13 protein-coding genes are annotated in these 12367 nt (G+C 67.5%); 8 read left to right on the top strand and 5 right to left on the bottom strand.

Features of this window, described 5'->3' with window-relative positions:
* Positions 1 to 137 precede the first annotated feature (137 nt).
* Entirely contained in the window at positions 138 to 266 is a 129-nt protein-coding gene (locus ACFTWF_RS06415; protein ID WP_282555430.1) for a hypothetical protein, read from the bottom strand.
* A gap of 154 nt (positions 267 to 420) precedes the next feature.
* Between ACFTWF_RS06415 and ACFTWF_RS06410 the strand changes: the two genes are divergently transcribed.
* Entirely contained in the window at positions 421 to 861 is a 441-nt protein-coding gene (locus ACFTWF_RS06410) for a cupin domain-containing protein (RefSeq protein ID WP_378460565.1), read from the top strand.
* On the opposite strand, the gene ACFTWF_RS06405 is transcribed toward ACFTWF_RS06410, so the two are convergent.
* Positions 858 to 1706: an aldo/keto reductase gene (locus tag ACFTWF_RS06405; RefSeq protein ID WP_378460425.1), complete on the bottom strand. Its 849-nt coding sequence runs from the start codon at positions 1704 to 1706 to the stop codon at positions 858 to 860. The genes ACFTWF_RS06410 and ACFTWF_RS06405 overlap by 4 nt on opposite strands.
* A 139-nt stretch (positions 1707 to 1845) precedes the next feature.
* On the opposite strand from ACFTWF_RS06405, the gene ACFTWF_RS06400 reads away from it, so the two are divergent.
* Both ACFTWF_RS06400 and ACFTWF_RS06395 read left to right on the top strand, forming a co-directional pair.
* Positions 1846 to 2439 (top strand): class I SAM-dependent methyltransferase, encoded by a 594-nt coding sequence (locus ACFTWF_RS06400; protein WP_378460424.1) that lies wholly within the window; start codon positions 1846 to 1848, stop codon positions 2437 to 2439.
* A 68-nt stretch (positions 2440 to 2507) separates the two neighbouring features.
* On the top strand, positions 2508 to 4148 hold the full coding sequence (locus ACFTWF_RS06395) for an ABC-F family ATP-binding cassette domain-containing protein (protein WP_378460423.1): 1641 nt from the start codon (positions 2508 to 2510) through the stop codon (positions 4146 to 4148).
* 18 nt (positions 4149 to 4166) lie between these two features.
* Here ACFTWF_RS06395 and fdxA read toward each other — a convergent pair whose 3' ends face one another.
* Complete coding sequence (fdxA, locus tag ACFTWF_RS06390; RefSeq protein ID WP_378460422.1) at positions 4167 to 4493, bottom strand: ferredoxin; 327 nt, start codon at positions 4491 to 4493, stop codon at positions 4167 to 4169.
* Between the two features lie 166 nt (positions 4494 to 4659).
* Between fdxA and ACFTWF_RS06385 the strand changes: the two genes are divergently transcribed.
* The 5 genes from ACFTWF_RS06385 to ACFTWF_RS06365 all read left to right on the top strand — a co-directional run bounded on the left by ACFTWF_RS06385 (position 4660) and on the right by ACFTWF_RS06365 (position 10877).
* Positions 4660 to 4965 carry a helix-turn-helix transcriptional regulator gene (locus ACFTWF_RS06385; RefSeq protein WP_087556888.1) on the top strand — a complete coding sequence of 102 codons (306 nt, stop codon included), beginning with the start codon at positions 4660 to 4662 and terminating at the stop codon, positions 4963 to 4965.
* Complete coding sequence (locus ACFTWF_RS06380; protein ID WP_378460421.1) at positions 4958 to 5497, top strand: hypothetical protein; 540 nt, start codon at positions 4958 to 4960, stop codon at positions 5495 to 5497. Before ACFTWF_RS06385 ends, ACFTWF_RS06380 begins: the two co-directional genes overlap by 8 nt.
* Before the next feature lie 30 nt (positions 5498 to 5527).
* On the top strand, positions 5528 to 6424 hold the full coding sequence (locus ACFTWF_RS06375) for an ABC transporter ATP-binding protein (RefSeq protein ID WP_378460420.1): 897 nt from the start codon (positions 5528 to 5530) through the stop codon (positions 6422 to 6424).
* Positions 6421 to 7614, top strand: coding sequence for an ABC transporter permease (locus tag ACFTWF_RS06370; RefSeq protein WP_378460419.1), 1194 nt, complete (start codon positions 6421 to 6423; stop codon positions 7612 to 7614). The genes ACFTWF_RS06375 and ACFTWF_RS06370 overlap by 4 nt, the downstream gene beginning before the upstream one ends.
* A gap of 89 nt (positions 7615 to 7703) precedes the next feature.
* Positions 7704 to 10877 (top strand): multicopper oxidase family protein, encoded by a 3174-nt coding sequence (locus ACFTWF_RS06365; protein ID WP_378460418.1) that lies wholly within the window; start codon positions 7704 to 7706, stop codon positions 10875 to 10877.
* A gap of 8 nt (positions 10878 to 10885) precedes the next feature.
* Here ACFTWF_RS06365 and ACFTWF_RS06360 read toward each other — a convergent pair whose 3' ends face one another.
* Together ACFTWF_RS06360 and ACFTWF_RS06355 are read right to left on the bottom strand one after the other, a co-directional pair.
* Positions 10886 to 11353 carry an SRPBCC family protein gene (locus tag ACFTWF_RS06360; protein WP_378460417.1) on the bottom strand — a complete coding sequence of 156 codons (468 nt, stop codon included), beginning with the start codon at positions 11351 to 11353 and terminating at the stop codon, positions 10886 to 10888.
* Positions 11354 to 11375: 22 nt separating this feature from the next.
* Positions 11376 to 12359: an antibiotic biosynthesis monooxygenase gene (locus ACFTWF_RS06355; RefSeq protein ID WP_378460416.1), complete on the bottom strand. Its 984-nt coding sequence runs from the start codon at positions 12357 to 12359 to the stop codon at positions 11376 to 11378.
* Positions 12360 to 12367 lie beyond the last annotated feature (8 nt).

The raw sequence follows: 12367 nt of genomic DNA, 5'->3' as shown, positions 1-12367 counted from the left end.
CCGCACTCGTCGGGGGCGCCTGCGACGCGATCCCTCGCCTCCGCGTGAGGGACGACTGAAGCCACGCCAACGGGTGGCGGGCACGGGCGGCTGTTCGCGCCCGTGCCCGCCCCCGCCGAGTATCGACCCACACGGAGTCAGTCCGAGAGTTCGTCGACATCGTGCTTGATCGTCGCGTCACTGAGAAGGAGTCCGACCCCGAGGGCCATGACACCGAGGCCGAGTCCGAGTGCGGCTCCGCCGAGTCCGAGCATGATTCCGAGCATGGTTTCTCCTGATTGTCGCTGGTGTGGGCGAGAGTTCGTGCCTCCGCCCTGTGATCACCTACGACTCTCGCGGCTGCGACGCCCCGAGATAAGACACCCCAGGGGTGGTCCGACCGCACCCCCCGACGCGGCACCGGACTGCACAATGGCTGACATGACCGAATTACCGGAGTGGGCCCGCACCCTCGACCTCGCGCCGCACCCCGAGGGCGGCTGGTACCGCGAAACGTGGCGCAGCGACGTGACGATCCCCGCGGCGAGCCTGCCCGACGACTACCCGGGACCGCGAGCGGCAGGCACCGCCATCCTGTTCCTGCTGATGCCCGGGCAGCAGTCCGAATGGCACAGCGTGCGCAGCGCCGAAATGTGGCTGTACCACCGGGGCAGCCCCCTGCGGCTCGAACTCGGCGGCGACGGCGAACGTCCCGGCGATCCCGAACCGCTTCTCCTCGGCGCAGACGTCGCGGCGGGCCAGCAGCCGCAACTGCTTGTCCCGCCGCGACACTGGCAGCGCGCGAAGCCCGAGGGCGACGAACCGACACTCGTCAGTTGCGTCGTGACCCCGGGCTTCGATTTCGCGGATTTCACACTTTAGGCGCCGAACGTGTCCGGGTCGGGACCGATTCGCCCGTCCGCGCGGGTGAGGGAGCCGACCGTGTTGATCTCGTCGGGGGTCAGCTCGAAGTCGAAGACGTCGAAGTTGGCGGCGATGCGTTCCGGCGTCACCGACTTGGGGATGACCACGTTGCCGATCTGCAGGTGCCAGCGGATGATCACCTGGGCGGTCGTCTTCCCGTGCGCTGCAGCGATTTTCGCGATCGACTCGTCCTCGAGGACGGTACCCTGTCCCAGCGGGCTCCACGCCTCGGTCGCGATGCCCTTGCCGGTGTGGAAGGCACGCAGGTCTGCCCGGTTGAACCGCGGGTGCAGCTCCACCTGGTTGATCGCGGGTACCTCACCCGTCTCGGCGATCAGCCGGTCGAGGGTCTCCGGGGTGAAGTTGGAGACGCCGATCGAGCGGGCACGACCGTCGGCCTTGATCTTCTGGAAAGCCTTGAACGTGTCCACGTACCGGTCCGCGGACGGCACCGGCCAGTGGATGAGGTACAGGTCGACGTAGTCGAGGCCGAGCCGGTTCAGGCTGTCGTCGAACGCGCGCAGGGTGGAGTCGTAACCCTGGTCGTCGTTCCACAGTTTGGTGGTGACGAACAGTTCGTCACGGGCGATGCCGGAGTCGGCGAGCGCGCGGCCCACCCCGACCTCGTTCTCGTAGATCTTGGCGGTGTCGATGCTGCGGTACCCGGCCTTCAGAGCCTCGGCGACCGCGGCGTGGCTCTCGTCGTCCGGCACCTGCCACACGCCGAAGCCGAGGGCAGGAATGCTGTTCCCGTCGTTGAGCGTGACCGTTGGTACAGGACTCAGTGCATTGTTGAAACCCATGGGACTGTGCAACCGGTCGATCCGGGGAGATGTTCCCCGCCGTCTCAGAATGTGGACTTTCGCGTGTTGTTCGGCAGCAACCGGGTAATCCGACGGCATCGGCGTTCAGGTGGTGAGGCGCCCGGTGGAAGGGGCGGACATGGGCCTCGGATACACATTGGCCTATCGGTTCAAGATCACGCCCTGGGTGAAAGCGGGACGCATCTTCGGAAGCCAGATCGAGACGCTGCTCGATCCCTTCGACATCCCACCGGGAAAGGTCCTCGACGTCGGATGCGGCACCGGCGACCACGCCATCGAGATGGCGCGGCGCGGCTGGGAGGTGACCGGAATCGACACCGTCCAGCTGGCGCTCGACAAGGCGCGGTCGAAGGCGCGGAAGGCCGGCGTCGACGCCCGGTTCATGCATGCGGACGCCACCGACCTCGAGCACGCCGTCGGCCGCGGGTACCACCTGATCCTCGACGTCGGGTGCTACCACGGGCTCAACGACCACGACCGGGCCGCGTACGCCGACAACGTCACGACCGTGAGCGAACCGCACGCCACCCTGCTGATGTTCGCATTCGGGCCCGGTCATCGCGGACCCATCCCGCGGGGTGTCTCCCGCTCCGACGTGGAGCGGACGTTCGAGAAGTGGAAACTCGTCTCGGACGTCGACGCCGACACCACCGGCATGCCGGGCCCGCTGAAGAAAGCCGACCCGCGCTGGTTCCGCCTGATCAAGCGCTGACCCGCCCGTGAGTACTTGTTAACCGCCCGCGGTTAATAAGTACTCACAGGTGGGGGGATAATCGCCGGGTGACTGCAACACTGCGCATCAGCGGACTGTCGGCTTCGCGCGGTGAGCGCACCCTGTTCTCCGGCCTCGACCTGACGGTCGCTCCCGGCGACGTGACCGGCCTGGTGGGGGCGAACGGCGCCGGCAAGTCGACGCTGCTGACCACCCTCGCCGGGATCGGGTCGGCCGACGTCGAGGGCAGTGTCGTGCTGAGCCCGCCCGATGCCGCCGTCGGCTACCTCGCCCAGGAACCCGACCGGATCGCCGGCGAGACCGTCCTCGACTTCCTCGGCCGCAGGACCGGGGTCACCGAGGCCGAGCACAGCATGAACGCCGCCGCCGAGACCCTCGGCGAGTCCGACGACGACCTCTACTCCCCCGCACTGGAACGCTGGCTGGCGCTGGGCGGCGCCGACCTCGCCGAGCGCGCGGAGAAGGTCGTGAGCGAACTCGGGCTCGGGGTGCCGCTGGACGCGCACATGACGTCGCTGTCCGGTGGGCAGGCCGCGCGCGCCGGGCTGGCGTCGCTGCTGCTGTCCCGCTACGACGTGCTGCTGCTCGACGAGCCGACCAACGACCTCGACCTGGTGGGCCTCGAGCAGCTCGAGCGGTTCGTCGCCGAGAGTCGCGCGGCCATGGTGGTGGTGAGTCACGATCGAGAGTTCCTGGCGCGCACCGTAACCAGCATCGTGGAGCTCGATCTCGCGCAGCAGCAGATCGCGGTCTACGACGGCAGCTACGACTCGTACCTCGCCGAACGGGAGATCGCGCGCCGGCATGCGCGGGAGGCGTACGAGGAGTACGCAGGGACCCGCTCGGACCTCGAGGACCGCGCGCAGATGCAACGGAACTGGATGGAGCACGGCGTCCGCAACGCCCGCCGCAAGGCGAAGGACAACGACAAGATCGGCAAGGGTCTGCGCACCGAGTCCACGGAGAAGCAGGCCGCGAAGGCCCGCCAGACGCAGCGCCGGATCGAGCGGCTCGAGGTGGTCGAGGAGCCGCGCAAGGAGTGGGAACTACGGATGGAGATCGCCGCCGCCCCGCGCAGCGGGTCGGTCGTGGCGACAGCGAACGGTGCCACCGTGGCGTGGGGCGGGGACCGCGAGTTCACGTTCGGCCCGGTCACCACTCAGGTCGACTGGGGCGACCGGATCATCGTCACCGGCGCCAACGGTTCGGGTAAGACCACCCTGCTGAAGGTGCTGCTCGGCAAACTCGCCCTCGACGCGGGCACCGCGACGCTCGGTTCCGGCGTGGCCGTCGGGGAGATCGATCAGGCCCGCGGTCTGTTCGAGGGCGCCGAGAAGGTGGCCGACGCGTTCGCGGCGCAGGTCCCGGACTGGCCGGACGCCGACGTGCGCACCCTGCTCGCGAAGTTCGGGCTCAAGGGACACCACGTGCTGCGTCCGGCGGCGTCACTGTCGCCGGGCGAGCGCACCCGCGCCGCACTCGCCCTGCTGCAGGCGAGGGGCGTCAATCTGCTGGTGCTCGACGAGCCCACCAACCACCTGGACCTCCCGGCGATCGAACAGCTCGAGCAGGCGATGGAGAACTTCGACGGCACGCTGCTGCTCGTCACCCACGACCGGCGGATGCTGGACTCGACGCGCAGCACACGCCGGTGGCGGATGGACGGCGGCCGGCTGTCGGAGGAGTAGCCGGTTCCGGGGAGTGGGTCAGTCGCCTTCGGCCATGGGCGGCAGTGCCTTGACGAACGGCGGGTCGTAGTCGACCTTCCCCTGCTTCGACGCGCCGCCCGGTGATCCCAGGTCGTCGAAGAAGTCGGCGTTCGCCTTGGTGTACTCGACCCACTGATCCGGGACGTCGTCTTCGTAGAAGATCGCCTCGACAGGGCAGACCGGCTCACAGGCACCGCAATCGACGCATTCGTCGGGGTGGATATAGAGCATCCGACCCCCTTCGTAAATGCAGTCGACAGGGCATTCTTCGATGCATGCCTTGTCCAGAACGTCGACACAGGGCTCTGCGATGGTGTACGTCACGTAGTAATCCTGGCCTTTCCTGCCGTCCGGCGCGAATCGCCTCCACTCTGCCACTCAATTTCCCATGGTCAACCTTCGGCCGTCATCCTGCTCTCCCACTCCGGGAGGCGCTCGCAACCGTTGTACACGGTTGACAAACTGTTGGGTTTTCACAACACTTTGTTGCATGAGCCCAGTACGGCGCGGGGACTCGCTCCCCATCTACAACCGGATCGGCGTGCTTCGTGCCGAGCGCGGGATGAGCCGGGCTCAGTTGGCGGGACTCATCGACGTCAATCCTCAGACCGTCGGCGCGCTCGAGCGGGGCGACCACTACCCCAGCCTCGACCTGGCGTTCCGTATCTCGTGGGTGTTCGAACTGCCGGTGGAGGCCATCTTCTCCCGCACCGAGTTCGGGCCCCTGTCCACCGAGTTGTACCGCACCCACCGACCGCCGTCCACGACAGGAAGCGGGGAGAGTTCCCATGCCTGAGACCAATCTGATCGAGCGGTACCAGGGCTTCCGGACGCGCAGATTCCTCCGGAACGAAAGCCGCTACCAAACCTGGCTGCCGGCGTGGCGGTCGCGTGGCCGTCGACGGATCCTGGTGGTCGCCCTCGCGCTCACGTTCGTGTTCATGATCGCCGTCGGTATCGTCTGCCACTTCGACATGGTCGTCGGGCCGCTCCTCTGGTTGCCCGCGTGCCTGTTCTTCCTCCCGCTGTGGACGATCCTCCAGATCGTGTCGAGCAGGCAGGGCGACGCGCCGCGGGCCGTGCTGGACGAGTGGGAGATCCAGCAGCGCAACAGTGCCCGGTCGATCGGCCTGACGGTCACACAGTCACTCACCTTCGTCCCCGCCGCGTATCTCATCTTCGTCGGCGCTGTCGGTGTCGGCTCCGAGAGCGTTCCCTACGCCGGGGGGCTGCTGGTCCTCACCACGCTGATCATCGGCGGCTGCACGCCCGCCATGATCCTCGGCTGGACCCAACCCGACCCCGAGCCCGACGACATCGCTCCGTAGGAACATCCCACTCCAGAACGGGAAGGACCCATGTCTCACACCCTCACGATCGACGGCATCTCCAAACGGTACGGCGACGTCGTCGCACTCGACGATCTGTCCTTCGAGGTCCGCCCCGGTGAGATCTTCGGTTTCGTCGGCAGCAACGGCGCCGGCAAGACCACCACCATGCGCATCGCGCTGGGAGTTCTGTCCGCGGATTCCGGCGAGGTCCGGCTCGGCGGCAAGCCGGTGGACCTGGACGTGCGGCGCACCATCGGATACATGCCGGAGGAACGCGGACTGTACCCGAAGATGAAGGTGGGCAAGCAACTCGAATACCTCGCCGAGTTGCACGGCATCTCCCGCTCCGCCGCCCGGGACGCCGTGACCCGCTGGACCGAACGCCTCGGCATCGCGGACCGGGTCGGCGACACCGTCGACGCACTCTCGCTCGGCAATCAGCAACGCGTCCAGCTGGCCGCCGCGCTCGTCCACGATCCCGCGGTGCTCGTACTCGACGAACCGTTCTCCGGACTGGACCCGGTCGCCGTCGACGTCATGAGCGACGTGCTGGTGGAGAAGGCGAACACCGGAGTGCCGGTGATCTTCTCGAGCCATCAGCTCGACCTCGTGCAGCGGCTGTGCCACCGGGTGGGCATCATCAGCCACGGCAGGATGCGGGCGGCCGGCACCGTCGACGAGTTGCGAGGCGGCGGCAACGCCCGTCTGGAAGTCCACGCACCGGAGGCCCCGGTCGGCTGGGCCCACCACCTCGAGGGCGTCACCACCGTCAGTCACCTCGACGGCCGTACCCTGCTGTCGCTCGACGCCGGCGTGGACGACCAGCTGATCCTCCACACCGCACTGAAGACGGGTCCGGTGCACGAGTTCTCGCTGCACCGGCCCACCCTCACCGATCTGTTCCGAGAGGTGGTCACGGCATGAGTGCCCCACTGAGTCCCGCCCGCGCGATCGGCCTCGTGGCCCGCCGCGAATTCCTCACCCAGGTGACGAAGAAGAGTTTCGTCATCAGCAATGTCGTCATCCTGCTCGCCATCGTAGGCGGCATCGTCGCGTACTCGCTGTTTTCGGGCGGCGACGACGACCGCGCGACCGTCGGACTCGTCGGCGACCAGGCCCTCGCCCCGGCCCTCGTCGCCACCGGCGATGCGGCCGGGACACCGGTCGACGTCCGCCCCGTCCCGGACGAACAGGCAGCGCGGGACCAGGTCGGCGACGGAGACCTCGACGTCGCCCTCGTTCCCGGCGCCGACGGATCCGTCACGGCCGTCACCGAATCCGACCTCGGATCCGGGCTTCGCACCGTGATCGATGCCGCGGTGGTGCGGCAGGCCCAGGCCGGCGCCCTCGCCGCGCAGGGAATGGACCCCGCACAACTGGCCGAGGCGACGGGCCGGGCCGTCGTCACCGTCGACGCACTCGATCCGCCCGATCCCGAGAAGGGTCAGCGCGTGGCCCTCTCCATCGCCGTCGTCGTGCTGCTGTACATGCAGATCATGATGTTCGGCATGTATGTGGCCATGGGTGTCGTCGAGGAGAAGTCGAGCCGCGTCGTCGAACTGCTCCTGTCGACCCTGCGCCCGCTACAGCTCCTGTGGGGCAAGGTGATCGGCATCGGCGCGGTGGGTCTCGTCCAGTTGGCCGCCTACGGTGTGGTCGGTGTCGCCGCCGGCCTCGCGACGGGCCTGCTCACCGTCACCGGGACGGCGCTCGGCGTGCTGATCGGTACGCTCGGCTGGTTCGTGCTCGGATTCGCGTTCTTCGCCGTCCTCTACGCGGCGGCCGGGTCGATGGTGTCGCGCCAGGAGGACGTCAACGCCACCGCGTCGCCGCTGATGGTCCTGATCGTCATCATGTTCTTCAGCGCCTTCTCCTCGGTGAGCAACCCGGACGGCACCCTGAGCAACGTCCTCAGCTGGATTCCGCCGTTCTCCGCGATTCTGATGCCGCTGCGCATCGCCGCCGGTGTGGCGTCCCCGATGCAGGTGGTCGTGACCATCGCCCTGATGCTGGCCGTCACCGCCGCGCTCAGCGTGCTGGCCGCGAAGATCTACCAGCGGTCGATCCTGCGTATCGGCAAGGTCGTGTCGTGGAAGGAAGCGCTCGGCAGGTAGTGAATTCCCGGCGCCCGCGCAAGTTCCCCGGGTAGTCTTCGAGTCGTCGATCGATGCTGCTCAGCTGCCGTTTCGGAACGGGGAACACCATGGTCGTCCGTCGCAGGAAACCGGTCGTCGCCCTCGCTGTCGCCGTGGTCACGGCCATGACGTCGATGCTCACGGCATGCACGTCCGACGAGTCGGCGCCGTCGGGCGGCCACGACCCCGGCACCCCCGCCGCCTACCGGGAGCCGGTCAAGCTGTCGAGCGAGAACGGGGTGCTCGAGGTGCGGTTGTCTGCCCATCAGGGCACGGTCGATCTCGACACCGCGTCGCAACCGGTGTCCGATTTCCTGCTCTTCGGATACGAGTTAGTGCAGGGAACGAGTTCGGACGGCTCGAAAACCGGTCACGACGTCTACCCGGCGCCGACGTTGCGGGTCGACCCGGGTGAGCGCCTGATCATCCACTACGACAACGATCTGCAGAACCTGACGATCGAGGACTTCTACGACCCCGCGTTCACTCCGGCCGGCGGTGAGGTGCCCGTCTATCCGCCCGCCCTCGCGTCGGCGCCGCTGAACCTGCACACGCACGGGTTGCACGTGAGCCCGGACGGCAACGCCGACAACGTCCTCCTCGACATCCCCGCCGGGATGGGCAACGTCTACGACTACGCGGTGCCGAAGGACATGCCGAACGGCATGTACTGGTATCACAGCCACCGCCACACGCTGACCGCGCAACAGACGTACGCGGGGCTCGCGGGACTGCTCGAGATCGGGCGGCCCGACGGCAACCTTCCCCTGGTGACGCAGAACGACATTCCCATCCGGGACATGGCGCTGCAGTACAACTTCGTCTTCGACCGTCGAGGCAACGGCCACCGGCTGAACGACCCCAACTGGCCACAGTTCGTGTCCACGCTGACGCCGCCGGAGGGGACGCAGCTCGCCGACGGAACGTACTCGCCGAGCCTCGCCCCGGTGAACTTCTCCGAGACGACGGAGGGCTCCCGGTACGTCACCAACTGGTACGCCGGACCGCTGTCCCCGGCCAACCACCGCGGGCAGAACCAGTTCGTCCCGGGCAATCTGCAGAGCTTCACCAGTGATTCGACGAACATTCCGGCGGATCCGTCGCTGCCCGACCGCGAACGCGACGTGCAGTACACCGTCAACGGGCAGTTCCAGCCGGACCTGAGCCTGAAGCCGGGTCAGACGGAGATCTGGGTGCTGGCGAACATCAGCGACTTCGCCTACATGCCGCTCCGGCTCACCGAGACCGCAACGGGCCGTCATCCGGCGTTCTCCGTCGTCGGCCAGGACGGCAATCCCTACGCGCAGGTGCAGTTGCCCGTCGGCGGCGACGGCACCCGGCTCGTCGTCCCGCCGGGGTCACGGTACGCGATCGCGGTGACCATGCCGGAGACCGGCGATCTGATACTCGACATGCCGCCGCTGGAAGGGGCGAAACCGGTCACCAATCCCGGAGTGCTCTACACCAACAACGGCACCGATCGGTCGCCCGCCGAACTCGGCACGGTGACCGTCGACCCGTCGGTCATCAGCTACGCCGACGGGTTCTTCACATTCCCCACCCAGACCCTCCTCCACGTCACGCCCGGGAGCGGTGACGGGCAGACCACGCCGTTCGAACCCGGCCAGAACCTCGACGCCTACACGTCGTTCGTGGACACGTCGGTGATGGCACCCGACGTGTCGCGCACACTGACGGTCACCGGGGGTTTCGGCAACGAGAAGGCGAGCAACAGCGACCCGAAGGCCTTCACCTACGAATTCGACGACAACACCTACCCGAACATCCCGTTGATCCAGCCCCGCCTCAATTCGGTCGAGGAATGGACGATCACGAATCTCAACAACGACGAGCATCCGATGCACATCCACGTCAACGACTTCCAGGTGATGGAAATCGTCGATCCGATCGCGGGCACCCGGACCGGGGTGCAACCGTGGGGCGAGGACAACGTCAACGTGCCCGCACCCGTCACGGACGCGAACGAGAACGCGCTGGAGCCCGCATCGGTGAAGTTGCGCACCAAATTCACCGAATACACCGGCACTTTCGTGATCCACTGCCACCGCCTCAACCATGAGGACAACGGACTGATGGCCACCGTCAACGTGATTCCCGAGGTGTCAACGTACGCGGTGGCGGTGCCGGGAACCCCGGGCACCCCCGCGACCGTGCAGGTCCACGACGGCAACGGCGACAAGGTGATCGCCGCCGTCACGCCGTTCCCGGCCTTCGAGGGCGCACCGACGGTGGCGATGGCGGATGTGAACGGCGACATGATTCTCGACCTCGTCGCCGGGACCGGCGCGGGTGCGGCACCGGAGGTGGTCGCGTATGACGGCAACGACGTCGGCTCCGGCCCGTTCACCTCGGAGCTGACCCGGTTCGCACCGTTCGACGCCGGTTTCCGCGGGGGCGTGACCGTCGCGGGCGCGGACATCGACGGAAACGCGCTGGCCGACAACATCATCGTCGGCACGGGCCCCGGCACCGAATCGCAGGTGAAGGTGTTCTCGTCCACCCTGCCCACGGACAATGGCGCGGCACCCGAGACCTTCTCGACCTTCACCCCCTACCCTGGGTCGCAATCCGGAGTCACGGTCGCGACCGGGATGGTCGACGCCGCCTCGGGCCGGGCGAGCATCGTCACCGCACCGGGTCCGGGGGAATCGGCCCGGGTGAAGACATTCCGCTACGACCTGTTCGAGCCCACCGCCGCGGCCGAATCGAACGGCACCGCGGACGAGCACGGCCGCCATACCGGCGGGCCGCGGTTGACCTCCGAGTTCCTGGCGTACGACGAGAGCTACCACGACGGTGTGTCCCTGTCGACGGGATGGGTGGCCGGCGCCGAAGGCGGCGCGAAGAGCATCGTCACCGGCATGCTCGGCGGCGACGGCACGGTGCGGGCGTGGTCGAGCGGGTCACGCCTCGACGGTGAACCGGGCATGTATCTCGAGGGCCCGAACCATCACTCCGACGGCAACGTCACCTTCGCCCAGATCGCGTCGTTCGCGCCGTTCGCAGGCGGCCCTCCCGGCATCGGCGTGCAGGTCGCCACGACCAGCACCACCACCGGTGCGGACATCTTGGTCAGCGGCGCGGGCACAGGCGGCACCGAGGTCCGCAGGTTCGGGCTCGGCCGCCCGGACCCGAAGTCCACGACCGTGGCGCCGCTGCCGCTGGGCACGCTCCCCCCACTTCACGCAAGCACGGGGCCCGTTCCCCTCGGCGGCCGGTAGGTGCAGTGTCAGGCGGTCCGCTTCTCGGCGGCGGTGGCGATGTCGTCGAGATCCTGCCGGATCATCTTGGTGGTGGCCTTCAGCGCGAACGAGCCGAACACCTTCATCAGGAAACGCGAAAAAGCACCCATGCCGGATGCTTCCGCCGAGAAGTGAAACGTCAGGGTGGTGCTGTCGCCGACAGGCGTCAGGGTGAAGACCGTCGTGTAATCGGCGCCGCGGGACGACGCCTTCACCACGGTGCGCTTCTCCGGATCGATCTCCGCGACCCACATCTCCTCGGACGACGACTTGCCGAACAGCACTCGGGTCTCACGCCACCGCGTGCCGACCTCGTAGCGCGTCGAGTCCAGCCGCTCGACCTTCTCCACGCCGCTCAGCACCGACTCCGCGTTGTCCAGATCGGTAAGGACATACCAGACCGCGCTCGCGGCCGCATCGATCGTGCGACTCACCCGGATTTCCGAGGCTGACATGGGTACCCGTTTTCTCTCGGCGTCAGGGCAGGGTCCAGAACTGGGCGGTCACCAGATAGAACACGACGACCCAGAACACCATAGCCCCGGCGACGACCGCGAGCCCGCGACGGTTCGTTGTCGATTCCGGAACGTCGTGCGGCGGACGCAGCCACCGCCCCAACAATCGGTTCACGTAATACGGCATCGTCACGAAGCTCATGATGAAGCTGGACAGCAGATTTCCGACGAGCAGACCGAGCCACAGGGGCATCTTCAGCGGCGACAGAACGAGGGTGAGGATCACGACGGTCGGATAGAGGCCCACCCACACCGCGATCGAGGTCTTGGTCTCGGACGGTGGCGGCGCCTCGTTGCCGTTCCGGTCGAACGCGAACCAGCTTCCGAACGAGTTGTCGATGGTGCGCAATTCGAAGTCGTGGAACTTCTCCCCCTCGGCGAGAAGGTCCCGGCGCTTGTCCGACGTGAGCCATGCGTCGAGATCGGCCGCGTTGTCGTAGCGGTACAGCGCGGTCCACTCGTCCTGAACCCCCTCGATCGGGCGGAACAGTTCGCTGCCCCGGAAACCGTGGAACGTGCTCTCCTCCAGTCGCAGTCGGTCCTGCCAGGCGAGGAAATCGTCGACGTGTTGCGGATCGACCCGATGCGTCACGACGACCGTCACGAGCGGATCCGACTCGCGCGTGCCTCCGCTGACGACCTGCTGGGTGGCCGGACCGTCGAAGTACTGCCGACCCGCGTCCAGCCGGTCCTGCCGGGTGGCGCTGTTGATCCACGCCTGGACGTGGGCGACGGAGTCGAAGCGGTAGACCACCACCCAGTCGGGTTGCACGGCGGTGGGTGCGGCGATCTCGGCGCCGAGGAAACCCGGGTAGTGGGACGCGGCCGTGTTCATGTCCCGCTGCCAGGCCTCGAAGGCCTTCTCGTGACCGGCGCGCACCTTCTGCCCGATGATGACCGTCGCGGCATTGCCGGTGGACTTCTCGATGGGTTGCTCGGTGTCCATCGCCCTCT

It is taken from the genome of Rhodococcus sp. NPDC056960, from assembly GCF_042674125.1.
GTDB lineage: Bacteria > Actinomycetota > Actinomycetes > Mycobacteriales > Mycobacteriaceae > Rhodococcus_F.
The sequence above is the reverse complement of the archived record's forward strand: the minus strand, read 5'-3'. Positions and strand labels throughout refer to the sequence as shown.

Excerpts from the sequence above, each read along its gene's own strand:
- ACFTWF_RS06375 (WP_378460420.1), top strand. The coding sequence starts at position 5,528 with ATGTCTCACACCCTCACGATCGACGGCATCTCCAAACGGTACGGCGAC.
- ACFTWF_RS06365 (WP_378460418.1), top strand. The coding sequence starts at position 7,704 with ATGGTCGTCCGTCGCAGGAAACCGGTCGTCGCCCTCGCTGTCGCCGTG.
- ACFTWF_RS06415 (WP_282555430.1), bottom strand. The coding sequence starts at position 266 with ATGCTCGGAATCATGCTCGGACTCGGCGGAGCCGCACTCGGACTCGGC.
- ACFTWF_RS06355 (WP_378460416.1), bottom strand. The coding sequence starts at position 12,359 with ATGGACACCGAGCAACCCATCGAGAAGTCCACCGGCAATGCCGCGACG.
- ACFTWF_RS06385 (WP_087556888.1), top strand. The coding sequence starts at position 4,660 with ATGAGCCCAGTACGGCGCGGGGACTCGCTCCCCATCTACAACCGGATC.
- ACFTWF_RS06405 (WP_378460425.1), bottom strand. The coding sequence starts at position 1,706 with ATGGGTTTCAACAATGCACTGAGTCCTGTACCAACGGTCACGCTCAAC.
- ACFTWF_RS06380 (WP_378460421.1), top strand. The coding sequence starts at position 4,958 with ATGCCTGAGACCAATCTGATCGAGCGGTACCAGGGCTTCCGGACGCGC.
- ACFTWF_RS06370 (WP_378460419.1), top strand. The coding sequence starts at position 6,421 with ATGAGTGCCCCACTGAGTCCCGCCCGCGCGATCGGCCTCGTGGCCCGC.
- ACFTWF_RS06360 (WP_378460417.1), bottom strand. The coding sequence starts at position 11,353 with ATGTCAGCCTCGGAAATCCGGGTGAGTCGCACGATCGATGCGGCCGCG.
- ACFTWF_RS06400 (WP_378460424.1), top strand. The coding sequence starts at position 1,846 with ATGGGCCTCGGATACACATTGGCCTATCGGTTCAAGATCACGCCCTGG.
- ACFTWF_RS06410 (WP_378460565.1), top strand. The coding sequence starts at position 421 with ATGACCGAATTACCGGAGTGGGCCCGCACCCTCGACCTCGCGCCGCAC.